This is a genomic window from Corynebacterium sp. (assembly GCF_030826625.1).
In the GTDB taxonomy this organism is placed as follows: Bacteria; Actinomycetota; Actinomycetes; order Mycobacteriales; family Mycobacteriaceae; genus Corynebacterium.
Map to the genome: position 1 here is coordinate 1 of NZ_JAPJNQ010000024.1, position 20,350 is coordinate 20,350.

18 protein-coding genes are annotated in these 20,350 nt (G+C 53.4%); 1 reads left to right on the plus strand and 17 read right to left on the minus strand.

All coding sequences use genetic code 11. The annotated features are described in order from the left end of the window. Positions 1-298 precede the first annotated feature (298 nt). The 14 genes from RCH87_RS04490 to dapB form a co-directional block, all read right to left on the minus strand. The gene (locus RCH87_RS04490) at positions 299-946 is read right to left on the minus strand and encodes a regulatory protein RecX (protein WP_306515534.1); all 648 of its coding nucleotides are present in this window, start codon (positions 944-946) and stop codon (positions 299-301) included. After that, positions 930-2,081: a recombinase RecA gene (gene recA / locus RCH87_RS04495; RefSeq protein WP_306515535.1), complete on the minus strand. Its 1,152-nt coding sequence runs from the start codon at positions 2,079-2,081 to the stop codon at positions 930-932. The genes RCH87_RS04490 and recA overlap by 17 nt, the downstream gene beginning before the upstream one ends. Before the next feature lie 386 nt (positions 2,082-2,467). Continuing rightward, positions 2,468-2,683 (minus strand): DUF3046 domain-containing protein, encoded by a 216-nt coding sequence (locus tag RCH87_RS04500; protein WP_306515536.1) that lies wholly within the window; start codon positions 2,681-2,683, stop codon positions 2,468-2,470. 37 nt (positions 2,684-2,720) lie between these two features. Next, entirely contained in the window at positions 2,721-3,596 is an 876-nt protein-coding gene (locus RCH87_RS04505; RefSeq protein WP_306515537.1) for a PspA/IM30 family protein, read from the minus strand. A gap of 128 nt (positions 3,597-3,724) precedes the next feature. Next, entirely contained in the window at positions 3,725-4,099 is a 375-nt protein-coding gene (locus tag RCH87_RS04510) for a helix-turn-helix domain-containing protein (RefSeq protein ID WP_306515538.1), read from the minus strand. Positions 4,100-4,257: 158 nt separating this feature from the next. Next, complete coding sequence (locus RCH87_RS04515) at positions 4,258-4,737, minus strand: CinA family protein (RefSeq protein WP_306515539.1); 480 nt, start codon at positions 4,735-4,737, stop codon at positions 4,258-4,260. A 2-nt stretch (positions 4,738-4,739) separates the two neighbouring features. Next, positions 4,740-5,300 carry a CDP-diacylglycerol--glycerol-3-phosphate 3-phosphatidyltransferase gene (gene pgsA / locus RCH87_RS04520; protein ID WP_306515540.1) on the minus strand — a complete coding sequence of 187 codons (561 nt, stop codon included), beginning with the start codon at positions 5,298-5,300 and terminating at the stop codon, positions 4,740-4,742. Positions 5,301-5,336: 36 nt separating this feature from the next. Further along, complete coding sequence (locus tag RCH87_RS04525) at positions 5,337-6,350, minus strand: TerC family protein (protein WP_373690918.1); 1,014 nt, start codon at positions 6,348-6,350, stop codon at positions 5,337-5,339. Between the two features lie 232 nt (positions 6,351-6,582). Beyond that, positions 6,583-9,702, minus strand: coding sequence for a DNA translocase FtsK 4TM domain-containing protein (locus RCH87_RS04530; protein WP_373690919.1), 3,120 nt, complete (start codon positions 9,700-9,702; stop codon positions 6,583-6,585). 242 nt (positions 9,703-9,944) lie between these two features. After that, a complete protein-coding gene (locus tag RCH87_RS04535) occupies positions 9,945-10,571 on the minus strand; it encodes a TIGR03085 family metal-binding protein (RefSeq protein ID WP_306515543.1) in 627 nt (208 codons plus the stop codon). A 108-nt stretch (positions 10,572-10,679) separates the two neighbouring features. Next, entirely contained in the window at positions 10,680-12,863 is a 2,184-nt protein-coding gene (locus RCH87_RS04540) for a ribonuclease J (RefSeq protein ID WP_306515544.1), read from the minus strand. Then, positions 12,864-13,772, minus strand: a complete 909-nt coding sequence (gene dapA, locus RCH87_RS04545; RefSeq protein WP_306515545.1) for a 4-hydroxy-tetrahydrodipicolinate synthase — start codon at positions 13,770-13,772, stop codon at positions 12,864-12,866. Between the two features lie 113 nt (positions 13,773-13,885). Then, positions 13,886-14,641, minus strand: a complete 756-nt coding sequence (gene thyX, locus RCH87_RS04550; RefSeq protein ID WP_306515546.1) for an FAD-dependent thymidylate synthase — start codon at positions 14,639-14,641, stop codon at positions 13,886-13,888. A 3-nt stretch (positions 14,642-14,644) separates the two neighbouring features. After that, entirely contained in the window at positions 14,645-15,394 is a 750-nt protein-coding gene (dapB, locus tag RCH87_RS04555; protein WP_306515547.1) for a 4-hydroxy-tetrahydrodipicolinate reductase, read from the minus strand. A 128-nt stretch (positions 15,395-15,522) separates the two neighbouring features. Here dapB and RCH87_RS04560 point away from each other — a divergent pair, with 128 nt between their 5' ends. Then, positions 15,523-16,230, plus strand: coding sequence for a hypothetical protein (locus RCH87_RS04560; protein WP_306515548.1), 708 nt, complete (start codon positions 15,523-15,525; stop codon positions 16,228-16,230). 126 nt (positions 16,231-16,356) lie between these two features. Here the strand turns inward: RCH87_RS04560 and RCH87_RS04565 are convergent, their stop codons facing one another. The 3 genes from RCH87_RS04565 to RCH87_RS04575 form a co-directional block, all read right to left on the minus strand. Further along, the gene (locus RCH87_RS04565) at positions 16,357-18,663 is read right to left on the minus strand and encodes a polyribonucleotide nucleotidyltransferase (RefSeq protein ID WP_306515549.1); all 2,307 of its coding nucleotides are present in this window, start codon (positions 18,661-18,663) and stop codon (positions 16,357-16,359) included. 270 nt (positions 18,664-18,933) lie between these two features. Then, the gene (rpsO, locus tag RCH87_RS04570; RefSeq protein ID WP_306515550.1) at positions 18,934-19,203 is read right to left on the minus strand and encodes a 30S ribosomal protein S15; all 270 of its coding nucleotides are present in this window, start codon (positions 19,201-19,203) and stop codon (positions 18,934-18,936) included. A 78-nt stretch (positions 19,204-19,281) separates the two neighbouring features. Next, the gene (locus tag RCH87_RS04575; RefSeq protein ID WP_306515551.1) at positions 19,282-20,334 is read right to left on the minus strand and encodes a bifunctional riboflavin kinase/FAD synthetase; all 1,053 of its coding nucleotides are present in this window, start codon (positions 20,332-20,334) and stop codon (positions 19,282-19,284) included. Positions 20,335-20,350 lie beyond the last annotated feature (16 nt).

A 20,350-nucleotide genomic window follows, 5' to 3' on the forward strand; every position in this document is an offset into this window, starting at 1 on the left:
GACTTTGTATAGTCCACGCGCAGAAATTCCTGTCACTAATGCTCTCCTCAAACCTTTACTAAATCTGTGCGCATAAAATGCCCGTCTAAAAGAGCTATTTTCTCGTCACCAGGTCGATGTATTCACAGTCGTCATAACCAGTTTTACAGCCTACACAAGATACACCTCACCTTTATTTTTCCACTCATTCGGTTCCACTCATTCGATGGCGTGAAAGGATTGCTCGGAATGCTATTGCTCAGAATGCGATTGCTAGAAAAAACTAAAACCCCAGTGTTTAGCTGGGGCTGGTAAGCGACTAAGGGGCATCGATTCCCAGTTCCGCGCAACGCCCATCGAGGGATTGGCGCCCGTATTTTAAGGCCATGCCTTGCCCGAAACCGCGACGAGCAAGCACACCAACTATTTTGCGCAGTTCCTTGTCGTAATCTGCACGAGAATTGATCCGCTTGACTTTGCGCGCCTTCTTTTCCGCGAGCGCTTCCGCTAGCTCTGCCTCATCGTCATCGTCAATCTGTTCCAATGCTTGGGCGCGAATCGCCGGCGCGATTCCTTTATCTGCTAACTCATGGTCAAGCACCAGCCGCGTTTTACCTCGCCGATTATGCCGTTGATAGACCCATTCGCGGGCGAAAGACTCATCATCGAGAAGCTTGCTGCGCTCGAGATCAGCAATAACTTCATCGATGACAGCCACCTCAAATTCTGCATCGCGGAGCTTGCCACGTAACTCCTGCGTGGATCGAGCCCGGTAATTCAGTAAACCAAGGGCTTTTTTCCGAACAGGAGCTTTCGCTTCTTCAAGCTCGCGATCAATAAATGCCGCGCCGTCGGCACTATCTGCGGTGTATTCGGAAATAGCATCCCGTAGCTGCGCGATCTTCTCTGGGTTGGGCGGCGAATAAGCTGAGTGCTTATTCGCATCGCTCTTATTCCTCGGAGTCATCAAAATCCGGGGCTGCCTCCCCATTCGGATCGGCCTGCTCGCTCAATGGTGTATCTGAGCCGGGCACATCGAGGTTTTCGGCCTCATTTTTCTTCGCAGCGTATTTGCCGATGCCCAATTTCTGGAAGATTTTTTGTTCCAGTTCATCACTAAGCTCTGGGTTCGATTTCAAGAATTGTCGAACTTTCTCTTTGCCCTGCCCGAGCTGCTCACCTTCGTAGGTGAACCAAGAACCAGATTTCTTAACGATGTTGTTTTCTACGGCGAGATCAATAATCGACGACTCACGAGAAATTCCCTCGCCATACATGATGTCGAACTCGGCGACCTTGAATGGTGGTGAGACTTTGTTCTTCACGATCTTGATCTTCGTACGGTTACCGATCGAATCTTGTCCATCTTTCAAGGTCTGAATACGACGAATATCGCATCGAACCGAAGAATAGAATTTCAGTGCCTTACCACCGGTCGTGGTTTCTGGCGAGCCGAACATGACGCCAATCTTTTCACGCAGCTGGTTAATAAAGATCGCGGTGGTGCCGGAGTTATACAAGGCGCCTGTCATCTTACGGAGTGCTTGAGACATCAGGCGAGCTTGCAAACCAACGTGGCTATCGCCCATCTCGCCTTCGATTTCTGCCTTTGGTGTCAGTGCGGCCACTGAGTCCACGACGATGATATCGATTGCGCCAGAGCGCACCAACATGTCCGCGATCTCGAGTGCTTGCTCACCGGTATCGGGCTGCGAGACCAGCAGGTTATCCGTATCGACGCCAAGCATGCGGGCATATTCTGGATCGAGTGCGTGCTCGGCGTCGATGAACGCTGCGATTCCGCCGGCTTTTTGCGCCTCGGCGATAGCGTGCAACGTAACCGTGGTTTTACCAGAGGATTCTGGGCCATAGATTTCTACGACACGGCCACGGGGGAAGCCGCCAATTCCGAGTGCCACGTCAATCGCGGTATTACCCGAGGAGATGGCTTGGATTGGAGGGCGATCATCGTCCCCGAGACGCATAACCGCGCCTTTGCCGTAATCCTTTTCGATCATCGCCATAGCAGCATCAAGCGCTTTTTGGCGATCAGCTCCCGCGCTTTCGGTCTTTTTACCGCTGGTTTTCTTTTTACCTGCCATTTAGCTTTTCCTTTTCTTTTGTACTAATTGATTGTCACAGACTCGCTAGTAGCATCTGCCTCGCAGACGCTTGCCCCACCGTCGCTACGCTGTTACCTTGCATTGTCTTGGTTACGCTTTCTTCGATGCGTTGTAGGCGTCATGGTGTCGGCGTAGTGGTGTCCACCATGACCCAGTTTCCTACGTCTTCCGCGTCTAAAATCCGCGGTAGCCCACGGAAAGTGTTGGCAGAAAAACGTCGACTACTCACGCAAATTCTCTGACGTCGTGCAAACGTCTAGCTGTTTAGACTGCAAATGTCTGCCCGTGGTTCCCTACATAACGTACATCGTGCTTGCACACTGAACATTGGGATGAGCAATCGCTAGGGTCATCTGACTGTGACCTCACCACCCAGGATTATCTTTCCCTAGTCGACGCTCTTCAGGAATACGAAAGTCTTCCATAATTCCGTCCCAGACTTCGGAGGGATCCACGCCGTCCGCGATAAGTTCATCAGCGGTAGCTTCACGTCCGGTCAAAACATGAGAATGCGCAATCCACTTCGCTTGGGTTTGCCCAAATTCGTCGTTAAGCAACCGACTGAACTCAGTCAATCTCATGCCACAACCACCTATAGAGTCCTAGTAAATTTACAGATTATTCCCCGCGGAGTTCACGCATCCGCTTAGCGATCTCGTCCTCAGAAACCTGTGGTTGAGCTTGCTGCTCTGCCTGAGAACTCGACTGGGAAGCAGGCCCCACCTGTTTTTGATTAGCTGATTGGTCTTGGCTCACCGATGCCTGGGATGATCCTGATCCGCCCATTTCTGCTCGAATTTGCTCTAAGCGTGAATGGCCAGCCATCTGAATGCCGGCATTCTTAACTTCGTGCATACGATTTTGCACCGAATTTTCTGCGAGTTCAGCTTGGCCCAACGCTCGCGAATAACGTTGCTCGATCTTGTCACGAACGCTATCCAACGAAGGCGAAGAATCGTTGGTGAGCGAGTTCATGGAGTTTAACGACTCCGAAACCTTCTCTTGCATCTTGGCTTGCTCGAGCTGGCTCAACAGCTTGGAGCGTTGCTGGACTTTTTCCTGCAGCTGCATATTGTTGCGTTCAACCGCTTGCTTGGCCTGATCTGCCTGTTTCAGAGCTTGATCATGCAACTGCTTGGTTTCTTCAACCGATTGCTCTGCAGTCACCAATTGCGCAGCGAAAGCCTCCGCAGCGTTTTCATATTCAACGGCCTTACGCTCATCACCCTCGCTGCGTGCCTTATCAGATAATTCGAGGGCTTGCCGCGTGTTCGACTGCAGTTTTTCCACTTCGTTAAGCCGACGGTTCAACTGCATTTCTAGCTGCCGCTGGTTACCGATCACGGCTGCAGCTTGTTGCGACAGCTCTTGGTGCTGCCGTTTAGCATCACTAATTGCCTGTTCAATTTGGACCTTTGGGTCTGCATGCTCGTCAATTTTCGAGTCAAACAGTGCCATGAAATACTTCCATGCCTTGCTAAACGGATTAGCCATGCTAGTTCCAGCGCCTTCCTGTATGTGTATCGAATCTAAATAAAATCATCGTAATAGGGCCACTAGGCCATCAGGCTAGTGACCAAGCTGAACTACTGCTCGTCGGATAAATGAGACCGCTAATAAAACTAGTTCTGCGACGCAGGCTCCGCGGCCGCAGGTGGGGTGTCCGCAAGTTCCTGCTCCACCGAAGTCATAGCCATATTTCCAGCAGCCTCGATCAGGACATCAGCCACAGTCGCGTTCAGTGCATGGCACACCGAAGCCAAAAGCTCCGACGACACCTCTTTGCGACCACGTTCCAGCTCAGAGATATAACCCGGAGACACTCGCGCTGCCCGCGCTAACTCACGTAAGGTCACACCTTTATCCGCGCGATAAGCACGCAATGCTAGCCCGAGCGCTTGCCGCAACAGTGGTTCTGGCTGCGCCAAGCGCTCGTGATAAGCGGTGGTTTCTCCGGTGATAATCGGAGTATCAAGTACTACAGATTGAGTTGCCATCACTAAATCCAACGTTTCGAGTTCAGGTTTTGTTCCCACTAACGCGGTGGGATCTTTGGCAAGTATACAACGGCCGCGAACACCGGCGAGCACATTCTATACAATTTTCGAACAAATGAACTAGACAATAATCGAGACAGGCACACACGGATCCGTCGTCAGGCAGATTCCACGATTTCATGCAGCATATTGAATGCAGCGGCGACAGAATTGCGTCGCACTTCTGCGCGGTCGCATCCCCGCCATTGATAGAGTCGCGAATGCACCGTATGCACTCCGGCCCCAGCTATCGCAATATAAACATCGCCGGCTGGGTGCCCATCAGCTGGCCCCGGACCGGCAACGCCGGTGAGTGCGACGGACCAATCGCTGCCGCATACAACACGCGCTCCCTGTGCCATCGCTCTCGCACACTCCGCCGATACCACCCCATAACGCGCTATGAGCTTCGCATCGACGTGAGCTAAAGAAGATTTCAACGCTGCAGAGTATGTCACCAATCCTCCGCGCAGCACTGCCGAAGCACCAGGAATATCCGCGCAACGTGCAGCAACTGCCCCAGCGGTCAAAGACTCACACGTGGCCAAAGTTTCGCCGCGAGCAGCTAGTAATTTCAACACGGCTTGAGCAGAAGACATAGTTAGTTCTCTCGTTGAGAATCGCGCAAGTACTCAAAACCGGTCCACAACGTAATAACTACTGCTGCCAACATCACAATCAAGCTAGGAATATCCATCCATGCAGGAAGCGGGCACAGATAAAGCGCAACTGCTAATGACTGCAGTGCAGTTTTGAGCTTGCCGCCCTTGCTTGCAGGCACCACTTTTCCACGCCGCAGCAGCGCCAGACGCCATAGTGTAATACCAAATTCACGGAAGAGGATAACGATGGTGATCCACACCGGCAGCGCACCGATAATATTCAGGCTCACCAACGCGGATGTCATCAAAGCTTTATCTGCAATCGGATCAGCAATTTTGCCAAAATTGGTAACTAGGCCCCGTGCACGAGCAATATCTCCATCAAGCTTGTCGGTAATCATCAACGCGACAAAGACAAGAAACGCAGCCCACATCCAGCCGGTTTCTGTGCCCCCTCCAGCAATAACAAGCCACACAAAAACCGGGATGAAGGCGATCCGCAAACTTGTGAGAATGTTCGGGAGATTCAAGTTGGACGGCTTCGCAGCAGGTGTACTCACACCTTAGATTCTACCCGGTTAGATTTACAGAGATCCTTAGGCCCCCGGACGCTGGCGAGTGTCGATGGCACCCTGCACGACTTCGCGACGAGATTTAATCACTGAGGCAATAACCGTGATTGCCAATGTGGCGACGATAAATACTAATGAGCCCACCGTCGAGATCTCGGGTACTGCAATGTTTTCTCCGCCATTGATAAACGGGAGGTTGTTTTCATGCAGTGCGTGCAACAACAGCTTCAGACCGATGAACCCCAAAATCACACCAAGCCCATAGGCAAGATAAACCAAACGATCCAACAGACCATCAAGCAGGAAATATAGTTGGCGCAAGCCCATTAACGAAAAAGCATTGGCAGCAAAGACGAGGTATGCCTCCGTGGTGATTCCATAAATCGCTGGAATAGAGTCGAAAGCAAACATGACGTCGACAAAGCCAATCGCTAACAACGCCACGAGCAATGGTGTAACTGCGCGTTTACCTGCTTTGCGCACCACGAGGCTGTCACCTTGGTAGTCCTCGGTGACAGGCATAACTTTGCGGATGGCTTTGATCACCAGCATGTCGTTCGGGTGAGTTTCTGGCTTATCGCGAAATTCATCAATAACCAGCTTGATAGCGACGTAAAGCAAGAAAACAGCGAACACATAGAAAATATCCGACCACGCAGATATCAGCGCCGATCCAGCCAGGATAAAGATTATCCGGAATACCAGCGCTAACACGATGCCAATCAACAACACCTTCTGCTGGTATTCGCGAGGCACCTGGAACGCACCGATAATCAGTGCAAAGACAAACAAGTTATCGATCGATAACGCTTTTTCTGTCACATAGCCGGTGAAATATTCGATGCCGTGCTGCGCATCCCACCCCAACCACACGATCAGGCCAAACAACAACGCGATGCAAATATAGAACGCGGACCAGAATCCCGCTTCTTTCAGCGTCGGCGCGTGTGGGGTGCGCACGTGACTATAAAAATCGAAAACAAAAAAGCCAGCGATGGCTGCAATAGTAATCAGCCAAATAAAAAGTGGTACTCCCACCATGACCTCCGGTCAGCATATTGATCGACCAGAGGTCTCTCCTACCGCAATCAGCACAGCGCAAGAGCCACCCGTAAACTTCGAAAGATAGCAATCTTGCGCCCGCTGACCAGCAGCCGACAGAACCGGGTGACAACATAATTCATGCCACCGTGTTGACGATTACTGCCGCATTGAGGATACTCCCCTCCATGGACAGTGAATTAGTTTAGCGCATGGAGGACTATCCTCATTAAAACGCTTGTGAAGTCGGGTTATACGTAGCCTTCGATACCTGTGGAGAATCAGCTTCGTCCGCACCAGTCTCTGCTGACTGGCCATCCTGTTCCTGCGCTTCCAATACTTCGCGCGGCGCTTCAGCAGGATCGGCACCCTTGATCATCCAAATCGTGGTGTCCAGCTCTTCAGGTTTGGTCAGAACTTCACGCGCCTTCGAGCCTTCTGACGGACCTACGATGCCACGAGTTTCCATCAAATCCATCAACCGACCAGCCTTGGCAAAGCCAATCCGCAACTTGCGCTGCAACATCGACGTCGACCCCAAGCCGGAGGTAACAACCAGCTCAACGGCTTCGAGCAGGTCATCCATGTCTTTGCCAATATCGTCGTCGATTGCCTTTTTCGCCTCAGCTTGCTTATCCTCTGTGACGCCTTCGGTGTAATCCGGTTCACCTTGGGCTTTAGCAGCTTCCACCACTGCGTAGACTTCGTCGTCTGACACAAACGCACCCTGCATACGTAATGGGCGCCCACCTTGTGGGATGAACAAACCATCACCCATACCAATCAGCGATTCAGCACCCACTTGGTCCAAGATCACACGCGAGTCAGTCGATGACGATGTCGCAAACGCCAATCGGGACGGCACATTGGTCTTAATCAAACCGGTAACAACGTCGACGGATGGGCGCTGGGTCGCCAAAACCAGGTGAATGCCGGCAGCGCGCGCTTTCTGAGTGATGCGCACGATCGATTCCTCGATCTCTTTCGGCGCAGTCATCATCAAGTCCGCGAGCTCGTCGACCACACAAACGATAAATGGATAGGGCTCCATCACACGTTCAGAACCAGCTGGAGCTTGGACTTGCCCGGTACGGACCTTGTGATTGAAGTCCTTAATATGCCGAACTCGAGCAGAACGCATGTCTTGGTAGCGCTGCTCCATTTCTTCGACCAGCCATTGTAATGCTGCAGCTGCTTTCTTCGGCTGGGTGATGATTGGCGTGATCAAGTGCGGAATGCCTTCGTATGGGGTTAATTCCACCATCTTTGGATCGACCAGAATCAGGCGCACATCATCCGGAGTCGCACGCGTGAGCAACGAAACCAACATCGCGTTCACAAAGGCAGATTTACCGGAACCTGTCGAACCAGCCACCAGCAGGTGTGGCATCTTCTGAATAGACGAGGAAATAAACTCGCCTTCAATGTCCTTGCCTAAACCAACCAGGGTCGGATCATCATTACCAGCGATCGCTTCAGATTCCAGCACGTCACGCAACCGGACAATCTCGCGATCTGAATTCGGAACCTCAATACCCACAGCAGATTTGCCCGGAATTGGCGCCAAAATGCGGACACTTCCGGTCGCGACCGCATAAGCCAGGTTCGACTGCAGGTTGGTAATCTTGCTGACCTTCACACCTGGACCAAGCTCAACGATGTAGCGCGTCACGGTAGGGCCACGGCTAAAGCCTGTCACTTGCGCATCGACCTTAAACTCGGCGAAACAAGCATCGATGGCTTCAATCGTGCGGTCGTTTATCTCCGTACGCGTCTTTGGAGCCCGGCCTGGCTCTAACAGGCCAGCTGACGGAATTGCATACTCTGCAATGGGTTTAGCTCCGCCGTTCACGGCATCCGCATCACCGACGATTTCACCGTCGAGCACTTCTGGTTCACCGGCAGCCGATGTCTGTGGTGGCTCCGGTATCTTCGCTGTCTCCGATGCCTCCGATGATTGCGGAGTCTTTGGTTTCCGCGCGCGAACAGCCTGGCTATTTTCCAGGTTGGTACGTGTTTGCTCTACGGCGTCGATTGGATCATCAGCAAGCACTTCTGTCGCGTCGGTATCCACGACTGGGAATTCATCAGTATCGCTTGCCGACCGTGCACTATGTGCAACGATACCTGGTTTCGGAGGTTGATCTGCTCGCTGCCCGTTCGCACTAGTGCGCAGCACCTGTGTTTGGTCGTCCGCACCAGCACGGGACCCAAAACTTGTGGTTGCTTCGGTTTCACCCGTGCGGGAGACGATGCCACTGGAACGAGGCGTCGGCGATGTTGCTGGAGCGACCCGCGGTGCAGAGCGTCGCCGCTGCGTGCGTGTTCCACCAGCTGCGATCGCAGAAATCTCGTCATCTACATGACCGTAATTATCTACCCGTGTGGCATCGTCGTCGGCGCTATTTTCGTCATCGCCGGTGCCACTTTCCCCTTGAATGAGGCTTCGGAGGTAGTCGACAAATTCTTTGACCGTGATGCCCGTAATTTTTAGCGCACCATAAATAATCACCAAAACGAGCAATGGTATGGCGACATAAGAGCTGAAGCCAGCGGCTAACGCGCCACCAGTCCACGCTCCCACTGCACCACCAGCAACGAAGCGCTCTGCCCAGCTTGCCGGCGCTCCGGAGAACAAATGAATAAGGCCCAGCATCGAGATTATGATCAATCCGGTGCCGACAGCAACGCGGGCACGATTCTCCAATGCCACTCGCTGTCCAGAGAACAACGCAGCGGCTGCCACAACCAATGCCACCGGGATGACGAATGCTCCAGCACCCAAAACTGCGTGAGTGGCAGTAGCGATAGCCCTGCCGATAAACCCTGCGATATCCAGCCACACTGAGGCACCCAGCACGATGGCAACTGCAATCAGTAATAATGCGATCGCATCAGAGCGTGCCGACGGACCAGTTGGTCCCTGTGCATCCTCGCTCTCATCATTGCCTTCCGCTCCAACGGCCTCTGCAGCTTCTCCAGAGTCCTGGCTACCCCCGCGTTTTCTCCGCGAAGACCGTACCGGGGCACGATCAGTGTAAAGGTCGTCGTCAATTCCCCCAGGCGATTCTGCGGATGCCCGGTTCTTCCCAGACGACGATTTATTTTTAGTTTTTGCCGACTCAACAGCGTCGGACTTCTCAGCAGCGCCGAGATCAGCACCATCTGTGAAATCGTCATAGTCATCGTAGTCGTCATATGGGTCGTCAGCTTGACCGATGTTGCCAAAGCTTTTCAACGCATGGGTTGTCTTCGAAAAAGCGGCGCTAATCCCGGAGCCAACGGCCTTAAAGGCACTACCGGTGCGTTCATGTGAAGTATTGGCGGCACGCTGCGATGAGCCGAACATAGCGGTTTCCGGCTGTGCAACCTCCGTTTTAGCAGCCGGGGCTGCACCTGCGCTGCGACTGCGGGTGCGCGCCGCCGGACGAGTGGAGTTAGAACGGGCATTCTTGCGTTCTCCGCCACTGCGAGTATTGCGAGGGCTAGTGGACTTCACAGACATGCCCCATACCCTAATGCCTCAGCTCTATTAATTCACAAGCGCCACACCGATTTGCATCAATTAACTTACATAACTGTTAGTCAAGTTTAGAAACTTGATCGAACGATTTTCGAGACGTCACCGGCGATCTCAAGATCCACGGCTTCGCGACCGAAAACCCACAAAATGATCTCTCCAACTTCGCCAGTAACGCGGACGACATCCGTACCCCGTGCGACGATGCCACGGGCACCTCCGACAGTCACAGGCGTAAAACCCACCGGGTTGAGCACCACCGGCAAGCTCGATTTTCGCAAAATGATCGACGCCAATTTCGGCATCGCCTTACGCAGCGTTTCTTGCGCAGGGGCAGAAAGATTTCGAACCTCCCAGCCATCGCTCGCCCGGCGGACATCTTCATGGTGCACAAAATTTTCAGTCACGTTGACTATGGAATCCATAAGTCCAAACGGGGAGAACTTCGATGGTCCCGCGCGCCATTTTTCGACCAGTACCCGGTAATCTTGCTCCTTGACTTTTCTGCTCACCGAATCGAGGTGCCCAGCCAACGGTCGAACGAACATACCAAGAATGGCGTCTGGACGATGTTCTCGCACCCACAGGTGGGCTACAAGATCTGTCGTCGTCCACCCTTCGCACAGAGTCGGAGCGCCTGGTCCACGTTCTAGTAACAGGTCAGCGAGCCCCTGGCGTTCAGAATCGCTAAAAGACATGGCACCCAGGTTACCCCGGATGCCATGTCTTGTAGTTCGTAGACTAAGCGCCGACAACTCTGCTAGCGCTAGCTCGAGAGACTCCCACGCCTAGGCTATCTCTTGTGCTTAGACTGATTCACGCGTGTTGTCGAGCTCCTCATCGTCAACGATTTCAATTTCGGAGGCCATCGGCACAACCGTTGGCAAAATAACAGGTTCACGCTTCCAGTTGTTTTCGATAAACCGGGAAACCTTCCGACGCAGTTTCTGCACCATCCGGTAGGTATCGTTTTCGCCTTCGGCCGCGAGGTCATTCATGGTCTTGTCGACCAATTCAACAACTTGCGGAATCAGGGCTCGGTCATCCTCAGCGAAACCAGTCGTTTCGACACGCGGAGTTTCGAGCAACTGAGAAGTGCGGTTATCAACCACGCAGGTAATAGAAACCACACCGCCTGCGCCCAAGCTCGTACGGTCTGCCAACGTATCGGCATCCACATTGCCCATGTTCACGCCATCGACGTAGAGGTTGCCGACGGTCATTTGACCAACGACTTCGGCTTTGCCATTCGCCAAATCGATTACTACACCATTTTGCGCAAGCATTACGCGATCGCTCGGGACACCTGTAGAGATCGCCAATTCTTTGTTGGCCCGCAGGTGACGCCATTCGCCGTGTACCGGCCATGCGTTTTTTGGACGAGCAGCGTTGTACAAGAAGAGTAGCTCACCGGCATAGCCGTGACCAGATGAGTGCACCTTCGCATCTGCGTTGGTGATTAGTTCAGCACCGATCTGCGACAGCATATTGATGACGCCGAACACAGCTTCCTCGTTGCCCGGGATCAAAGAAGACGACAGGATGATCAAATCGCCAGCACGAACGGTAATTTGACGGTGCTCACGACGTGCCATCCGCGACAACGCTGCCATCGGCTCACCTTGTGTACCGGTGGTGATGAGCATGGTCTTGTGCGGTGCCATCTTGGAGGCCTCTTCAATTGGGATGATCGTCCCCTTAGGAACGCGCAGATACCCCATCTTTTCGGCGATTTCCATGTTGCGCAGCATCGAGCGGCCATTGAACGCGACCTTGCGGTGCGAGGCAACTGCTGCATCAATGGCGGCCTGTACGCGGTAAACATTCGAGGCGAAGGAGGCAACGATGACGCGGTTTTTGGCCGACTGCACAATGCGTTTCAGTGTCGGTGCAATATCTGCCTCGGTGGCAGAAACGCCAGGGACCGTAGCATTCGTCGAATCGCACAGCATGAGATCCACGCCTTCATCGCCATAGCGAGAAAGAGCTGGCAAATCTGTAGGTCGATTATCCAGTGGAGTTTGATCCAGTTTGATATCACCCGTGTGGATTATCGATCCGGCTGGGGTGTTCAACATGATGCCCAAAGCATCTGGAATCGAGTGGTTCACGGCCCAGAAACGGCAGCGGAAAGGCCCGTAGTTCACGTCAGATTTCTCGTTGACCTCGATCATCTTTGGCTTCTGCCGGTGTTCTTTGGTTTTTGCGGCAATCAGAGCCAAGGTGAACTTAGAGGCGACGATTGGAATATCCGGGCGCAGCTTCAACAGCCACGGGATCGCTCCTATGTGGTCCTCGTGGGCATGGGTAACAACCAGTGCCTCGACTTTGTCGATCTTCTTTTCGATCGGGCCGAAATCAGGCAGGATCAAGTCGACGCCTGGCTCACCAGACGACGGGAACAGCACACCACAGTCGATGATCAGCAATTTGCCGTCGTATTCGAAAACGGTCATGTTGCGGCCGATTTCCGAAATTCCACCGAGCGCGTACATGCGCAAAGTGTTCTTCGGCGCTTGTGGTGGCTCTGGCAGCCGTTTCGTCAGGTCAGCACCTTGCATCGACTTTGGTACGTTGCGACGTCCGCGGTTATTTCCTCCGCCTTTGCCGCCACCTTGGTTATTGCTCTGGTTTTTGCCCTGGTTGCCCTGGTTATTGTTTCCACCACGGCCACGACCCGAGCGTCCGCGCGAACCACGGCCACGCCCACGTCCAGAGCCACCACCGTTATTGGCGGAGTTATTGTTGCCGCCATTGTTTCGATCATTGTTGGCGGATTTCTTATGCTCTGCCTTATTCGACTTGTTCGAATTGTCAGTTTTACCCGATTCTGCCGACTGCGGGTTCGTCTCTGGTGGTTTGAACGAAGGGTTCGGCGCATTGTCAGCAGCACTATTCGATTGCGACAGCGATTGCGATACGGTTGCAGCGTCCTCCGGTGGCCCCGCTTTGCGGGAAACTTTCCGGGAACGTGAGCGAGATTCAGTCATCTATAAGACTCCAGCTTGGTCCAAATCACGGCGCAACCCGGCTACCTGCTCATCATCAAGTGGAGCAAGTGGCAGCCGTGGCTCGCCTACTTCAATGCCCTGTTCGCGCAGGGCTGCTTTAGCAAAATTCGCCCCACCCAATCGCTGCTGCGCTTGGATGAGTGGCGTTAATACAGTTGTGTGGATCTCCCGCGCACGGGAGAGATCTCCGTTGTCATATGCATCATAAAGCTCACGCAAGGCCTTCGGTGCGGCATGTCCAATCACCGAAATGAAGCCGCTGGCTCCAACGGAAAGCCAAGGTAGATTTAACGGGTCATCACCCGAATACCAGGCCAAACCGGTTTCCTGCATGAGATTGCAAGCGGCGTGTAAATCGCTTTTTGCATCTTTGACGGCTTGAATGGTGGGCAACTCAGCGAGTTTCGCGATAGTCGTCGACTCTACTGGGATGCCCGAGCGGCCAGGAATGTCATACAAGCTGATCGGCAGGTCTGTTGCCTGCGCTACCGCCGTGTAATGAGCGATGAGACCTTGTTGGCTCGGCTTTGAGTAATACGGTGTCACTACCAGCAACGAATCTGCCCCCGCCGCAGCGGATTGTCGGGCAAGATCAATGGAGGTGGCCGTCTTGTTCGTGCCGACGCCGGCCATAATCTTGGCGCGATCGCCAACCTCATCTTTGACAGCCTTGATGAGTGCGAGCTTCTCCTCCACCGTAGTGGTGGGTGACTCGCCGGTGGTGCCAGAAACCACGAGGGCATCTAGTCCATTATCCACCAAATGAGCGGCTAGCTGCCTGGCAGCGGCCAGATCCACGGCACCGTCTTTATCGAACGGGGTGACCATGGCAACGCTGACGCTGCCGAATGTCTCGACTCCGGTCTTGACTGTCAAACCTGTGCTCATGCTGGTCTAGGTTACCCGTTTATCATGCAGAACTGACAACCGGCGCGCGTATTGGGCTTTCTCTCCGCTAAGCGAGTGCGAGATAAGTCTAAACTATTAGTCTCCCAAACATTCTAGGCATACGGGCTCGCCGCCATCTCAGTGCCATCAGAAAGCGTGCTGATATGGAAATCAGCGAACAAAGCAGGGGCTTGGCTGTGCAATATGCGCAGGCACTTCACTGCTAACCGACGCATTTCGACGTCGGCATGCTCACTTGCCCGCGCGCCGATGAAATGACGCCAAGCTCGATAATTGCCGGTCACTACAATGCGGGATTCGGTTGCATTCGGTAATACCGCGCGGGCAGCCTGCCTAGCTTGTTTCTTACGCAACAAGGCATTGGGTTCGTCGGCAAGCTTATCTTCCAAGGCCGCCAATAATTCGTTGTAAACAAACCGAGAGTCATCGACCGCTTGTTCTACAAGACGGGATAATTCCTCATCGCCTTCCACAGCAGCAGGCATCACAAAATGCGCATCACCCGAGTGCACGAAGCGCTGCGAGAGCTGACTGAAAGAAAAATGGCGATGACGCACCAATTCATGGCTCACCGATCGCGAAATACCCCTTATGTACAGCGTCGCCGTGGCATGTTCTAACAACGCAGTATGCCCGACCTCCATGATGTGATGCAGATATGCATCGTTGGCGGCAGTATGCGGGTTCGGCTTTTCGAAAGTCTCGTAACAAGCTCTTCCTGCGAATTCGACCAAGGATTCGGCATCGGTGGCGGCAGGATCCGCCTGCCAGCCGATGCCTTCGTCCTGCGGTGGAAAAAACTGGGTGGCTGCGAGAAGATCAACACGCAAGTTAGTGGCTGTAGCCATGAGCTAGTCCAGCCCCAAGAACTTCTCCAGGCCGACCGTCAGCCCAGGGTTGTCTTTAATCTTCCGTACACCGGTGAAGACACCAGGAACAAACGAGGTGCGGTCATAGGAATCTTGGCGAATCGTCAGTGATTGCCCCTGTGCACCAAAAATAACTTCTTCGTGGGCGACCATGCCTCGAGTACGCACCGCATGGACTGGCACCCCATCAACGTTGGCACCACGGGCACCATCCAAAGATTGCTCGGTGGCATCGGGCATGTCTGGAAGATTTGCTTGCCGACGAGCTTCGGCGATGCCCTGTGCAGTATGAATAGCAGTGCCGGAAGGCGCATCGAGCTTTGTTGGATGGTGGTATTCCACAACCTCAGCGGTTTCAAAAAATTTCGCAGCCTGGCGGGCAAAATACATCGTCAAAATAGCTGAGATCGCGAAATTTGGGGCGATCAATACGTGCCCAGCACCGTCGGCATCAGCCCACTGTCCAACTTCCTCGAGTCGTTCGTGATCGAAACCAGTGGTACCCACCACGCAGTGAATCCCGCGGGCCAAGCAAAATTGCAGATTACCCATGACAGCTGCGGGTTGGGTGAAATCAACGACGACTTCCGCACCATTTTCCACGAGTGCATCAAGGCTATCGCCTTTCCCCAGCGCCGCTACCAGCTCAAGGTCGTCCGTTTCGGCAAGTGCTTCCACGACTGCACTGCCGACGCGCCCCTTAGCACCGAGAACTCCCACTTTAATGCTCATATATTTTCCTCTTAGCGGTGTGTTATCTAGCTTTTCTTACTCATTCTTTTCTTACTCGTTACCTAATTGTATCGACAGTTTCGACCGTTTTCGGCGATTACAGACAATTGACACGATAAACTGAAAGCATGAACACACCTCGGAAAATTCTCAGCCTGGCTGCTGCCGTCACCACCGTGGGCTTAGTGCTTGCCGCCTGCACCACGGCTAAGGACACGGATGATTCAGCGAATTCCGCACAACGGCCAACAAGCACGGTGACCTCGACCTCACCACAGCCATCAGAGACAACCGAGTCTGCCTCGAAATCGGGTTCCGACGATAAGCCAGCAGATTCTTCCCGTACGACTGCTGCTCGTGGCCAATCTTCGGCCCAACCAGCTGGCCCCGGCATGATGGGCACACCATCCTTGGAAGGCCGTCAAGACATTCCGGATGATTACGGCGATTTAGCCCCAACGGATGTCCGCGTCGGAACCCACCAGGGCTTTGACCGAGTTGTATTTGAATTTGAGGGCACCGGAAAACCCGGCTGGTTTACGCGTTACACCGATTCCCCAGCACAGCCGGGCTCTGGATTCCCAGTAGAGTTTGCTGGCGACACCGCATTATCCGTCGCGATCGAGGGAACCCCTCCACCTATCGATCCGGCGAAACAAGCGCAATGGATCGACTTAGATGCACATTTCCCTGGCGCTGGTGTGGTCACTGAAGTCAAGCTCGCCGGCGCTTTTGAAGGGCAGTCCGTGTTCATCATCGGTCTCGATAAACAACGGCCATATTCGATTACTCGACTAGAAAATCCCACCCGCGTGGTGGTTGATATTCAGAAGTAGCCTGCTCTTCTATTCGCTAAGCACCTCTTCTATTCGCTAAGCACCCGCTAAAGCTAAAAACAGCACCCTAAGCATCGATTGCCTGGGGTGCTGTTGCTTTAGTTGCACATGCTCGCGCAGTGCTGCTTAGTCTTCTTGGACCGGCACCAGGGAGATCTTTCCGCGATCATCAATATCAGCGATTTCGACCTGTACTTTGTCACCAACGTTGATTTCATCTTCGACTTTCTCGATGCGGCGACTGCCACCAATCTTCGAGATATGCATCAAGCCATCGCGACCCGGCATCAACGAGATAAACGCACCAAAGGCGACGGTCTTAACGACGGTACCTAAGAAACGCTCGCCAACCTTCGGCAACTGTGGATTGGCAATAGCATTGATCTTTTCAACGGCAGCGTCTGCTTCTTCGCCGGTAGCGGCCGAAACATAGACGGTGCCATCGTCTTCAATGGAAATCTCAGCGCCAGTTTCGTCGTGAATCGCATTGATGGTTTTACCCTTCGGACCAATCAACTCACCAATCTTCGACGGCGGGATGCTCACGGTGATCACACGCGGAGCAGTTTCCGCCATCGAGTCTGGCGAATCGATGACTTCAGCCATCGTATCCAGAATGGTCAAACGAGCCTCGCGCGCTTGTTCCAGTGCCTGTGCCAAAACATCCGATGGAATACCATCTAGTTTGGTATCCAGCTGCAGAGCGGTGATGTAATCCGGAGTACCGGCGACTTTGAAGTCCATATCACCGAAGGCATCTTCGACGCCCAAGATATCGGTCAAGGTCACGAAACGCTCTTCACCATCAACCTCACCAGAGACGAGGCCCATAGCGATACCGGCCACTGGCGCTTTCAACGGCACACCCGCGTTGTACAGCGACAGCGTCGAGGCGCAAACCGATCCCATGGAAGTCGAGCCGTTCGATCCCAATGCCTCAGATACCTGACGGATCGCATACGGGAATTCTTCGCGCGACGGGATAACCGGAACCACTGCGCGCTCAGCCAGTGCACCATGCCCAATTTCACGGCGCTTTGGCGAGCCCACACGGCCGGTTTCACCGGTAGAAAATGGCGGGAAGTTGTAGTGGTGCATGTAGCGCTTAGACTCGCCGGGGGTCAACGAATCAACCCGCTGAACCATTTCCAGCATGTTTAGGGTGGTCACTCCCAGAATCTGGGTTTCTCCACGTTCAAACAATGCGGAACCGTGCGCGCGTGGAATTAGTTCGACTTCAACTTCCAGAACGCGGATGTCGGTGGTGCGACGGCCATCGACGCGGTAACCATCGCGCAGGATCTTTTCGCGGACGATTTCTTTTTGCAATGCACCGTATGCAGCACGGATTTCGAGCAGAGCATCGTCATCGTCGATGTCGTACTTATCCTCAATATCGTCGGCAAGGTCTTCATCCCATTCGCTGAGGTAATCGTTGATAGCCTCATCACGAGCCTGCTTTTCCCCAATGGAAAGCAGCTTGTGCAGCTTCTTGCGGGCTTTTTTCGCAACCTCGTCATAAACTTCGTCGGAATACTCCACGAACAACGGGAATTCTGCGGTTTCCTTCGCGGCCTGCTTGGCCAACTCAACCTGCGCCTGGCACAGCACAGAAATGAATGGTTTCGCAGCTTCCAGGCCTTCGGCAACGGTTGATTCTGTCGGCGCAGGTGCACCCTGAGCAACACGGTCAGCAACGTTTACCCCAGCGCCAGCCTCAACCATCATGATGGCTACATCACTTGCTCCCGACTTTGCGCCCTTTGAGCTGCGACGTCCCTTCTTTTTATCGCCGTCTTTCTTTTCGACGATTCGACCAGCAACCACCATTTCAAACAGGGCTTCTTGGTGCTGCTGGTGATTCGGAAACGCCACCCAGGCACCTTCTGGGTGTTCATCGTCGGCAAGCAAAGCCACGCGAACGGCACCGACGGCACCAGAAACCGGCAACCCGGAAATCTGTGTAGCGGCCGAAGCACCGTTGATCGCAAGCACGTCGTAGTATTCGCCAGGCGCAATCGACAACACGGTATTGACGTTTTGTACCTCATTGCGCAGGCCTTTGACGAACGTCGGGCGCAACGGGCGGTCAATCAGGCGAGACGCCAAAATGGCTTCGGTCGACGGGCGCCCTTCTCGACGGAAGAAGCTGCCCGGGATGCGGCCAGCTGCATACATACGCTCTTCGACGTCCACGGTCAGAGGGAAAAAGTTCAAGCCTTCTTTCGGCTTAGACGATGCCGTCGTCGTCGACAAAATCATCGTGTCTTCATCCAAGTAAGTGGTGACGGCACCATCTGCCTGCCGAGCCAACTGCCCAGTTTCAAAACGGATGGTGCGGGTACCGAAATCACCATTGTCGATTGTGGCTTCTACGCCGTTGATCCCGACTTCTTCATCAACAAACATTTGCACAGCTTTATTGCTGCTCATAAAAACTCCTTGCTCTACAGCGAGCTCATTCATTCTGACGATCATCGTAGCCGTCAATGCATCTATGTTCTGAAAAGAAAACCTCTGCCAGAGTTCCACTCGACAGTATCAGGCTTTACAGTTTCAAACTCTGTAGCGTCAACCTAATCAGCATCAAACACTGCCCTTAGCTTAGCATGCAAAAACCACCCTGCCCAGAAAACTGGACAAGGTGGTGAATATCTCTGCAGTGCCCAATATTTGCGACACTCGAAATAACGGCGCTTGAAATTAGCGACGCAGACCCAGACGAGAAATCAGGTCACGGTAACGGTTAACGTCCTTGGACTGCAGGTACTTCAGCAGACCACGGCGACGACCAACCAGCAGCAACAGACCACGACGGGAGTGGTGATCGTGCTTGTGATCTTTCAGGTGTTCGGTCAGGTTGGTGATGCGGTAGGTCAGCAACGCAACCTGAGCCTCTGGGGAACCGGTATCAGTTTCGTGAACACCGTATTCCTTCAGAATTTCCTGCTTCTTTTCCGTTGAAAAAGCCATGATCGTCTCCTTATTTCAGTCCACACGAAAAATCATTTGCAACCACTGTGGACCGTAGTCACAAACCGATCATTAATCCTAGCCGTTATCCGCGCTTGTTTGCAAGAAATACTCCTCCGCTACTGCGGGGTCGGCTTCGTGACTCGCTAAATCCTCCTGCAAAACCTCACGGACGTTATCCACATCGCGTGAAATTGCAGACAAAAGCTCATCTAAACTGTCATATTTTTCCATCGCGCGAATCCGGTCGACGAAATGCACGGTTGCGCTATATCCATACAAATCAGCCTCGCGATCCAAAACAAATGATTCCACGCTGCGCTCGTCGTCACCAAACGTCGGATTGGTACCCACCGAAATCGCCGCCGCATAAGCAACTTCTGGGATCATGTTTCCGTCTACCGGGGAATTTGCGCCTTCAACGACGAGCCATCCGGCATAGACCCCGTCGGCAGGCAAAGCGAGATTTTCGGGAAAATATTGGTTCGCCGTAGGGAACCCGAGTTCCTTACCTCCCCGACCAGCACCACGAACGATCGGACCATGAACGTTAAACGGTCGCCCCAACGCCCACCGCGCAGACCGCACATCGCCAGCGGCCAAGAATTTCCGCACAGCCGTAGAACAGATCAGGGTATCGGCATTGCTGCGGTCTTTATCGTGCAACAGTTGAATAACATCGACGGAAATGCCGTAAGGCTGACAGAGCTCTTCCATCACCGCTGGAGTGCCAACGGCATCTTTACCGAACGTAAAATTTTCACCGATGATCACATGGGAAGCGTGCAGCTTGCCGACGAGCAATCGGTCCACATATTCCTGCGGCGACCAGCCAGCCATCTCCACGGTGAAATCAATCACCATGACGTGATCGATCCCCATTTTTTCGACGACAGCCATGCGCTGCTCAAAAGTCCCCAAAGCTAGCGGGGCACGCTCCGGTAAAAACACACTCACCGGGTGTGGGTCGAACGTAATCAATACTGATCTTTCGCCCGTCGAACGAGCGCGTTTCACCGCCGCGGAAATCAATTCTTGATGTCCACGGTGCACGCCATCAAACACACCGATGGTTACTACCGCGGATTCCACATCTGCCGGGATCTCATCCATGCCGTGCCAAATATTCACCCTGCCAGCTTAAGGC

What these genes read in the sequence shown, in the direction of transcription:
- dapB (WP_306515547.1), bottom strand. Translation starts at nt 15,394, where the DNA reads ATGAGCATTAAAGTGGGAGTTCTCGGTGCTAAGGGGCGCGTCGGCAGT.
- rpsO (WP_306515550.1), bottom strand. Translation starts at nt 19,203, where the DNA reads ATGGCTTTTTCAACGGAAAAGAAGCAGGAAATTCTGAAGGAATACGGT.
- RCH87_RS04535 (WP_306515543.1), bottom strand. Translation starts at nt 10,571, where the DNA reads ATGTCTTTTAGCGATTCTGAACGCCAGGGGCTCGCTGACCTGTTACTA.
- RCH87_RS04565 (WP_306515549.1), bottom strand. Translation starts at nt 18,663, where the DNA reads ATGAGCAGCAATAAAGCTGTGCAAATGTTTGTTGATGAAGAAGTCGGG.
- dapA (WP_306515545.1), bottom strand. Translation starts at nt 13,772, where the DNA reads ATGAGCACAGGTTTGACAGTCAAGACCGGAGTCGAGACATTCGGCAGC.
- RCH87_RS04505 (WP_306515537.1), bottom strand. Translation starts at nt 3,596, where the DNA reads ATGGCTAATCCGTTTAGCAAGGCATGGAAGTATTTCATGGCACTGTTT.
- RCH87_RS04515 (WP_306515539.1), bottom strand. Translation starts at nt 4,737, where the DNA reads ATGTCTTCTGCTCAAGCCGTGTTGAAATTACTAGCTGCTCGCGGCGAA.
- RCH87_RS04500 (WP_306515536.1), bottom strand. Translation starts at nt 2,683, where the DNA reads ATGAGATTGACTGAGTTCAGTCGGTTGCTTAACGACGAATTTGGGCAA.
- RCH87_RS04560 (WP_306515548.1), top strand. Translation starts at nt 15,523, where the DNA reads ATGAACACACCTCGGAAAATTCTCAGCCTGGCTGCTGCCGTCACCACC.
- RCH87_RS04510 (WP_306515538.1), bottom strand. Translation starts at nt 4,099, where the DNA reads ATGGCAACTCAATCTGTAGTACTTGATACTCCGATTATCACCGGAGAA.
- RCH87_RS04490 (WP_306515534.1), bottom strand. Translation starts at nt 946, where the DNA reads ATGACTCCGAGGAATAAGAGCGATGCGAATAAGCACTCAGCTTATTCG.
- thyX (WP_306515546.1), bottom strand. Translation starts at nt 14,641, where the DNA reads ATGGCTACAGCCACTAACTTGCGTGTTGATCTTCTCGCAGCCACCCAG.
- RCH87_RS04530 (WP_373690919.1), bottom strand. Translation starts at nt 9,702, where the DNA reads ATGTTCGGCTCATCGCAGCGTGCCGCCAATACTTCACATGAACGCACC.
- recA (WP_306515535.1), bottom strand. Translation starts at nt 2,081, where the DNA reads ATGGCAGGTAAAAAGAAAACCAGCGGTAAAAAGACCGAAAGCGCGGGA.
- RCH87_RS04540 (WP_306515544.1), bottom strand. Translation starts at nt 12,863, where the DNA reads ATGACTGAATCTCGCTCACGTTCCCGGAAAGTTTCCCGCAAAGCGGGG.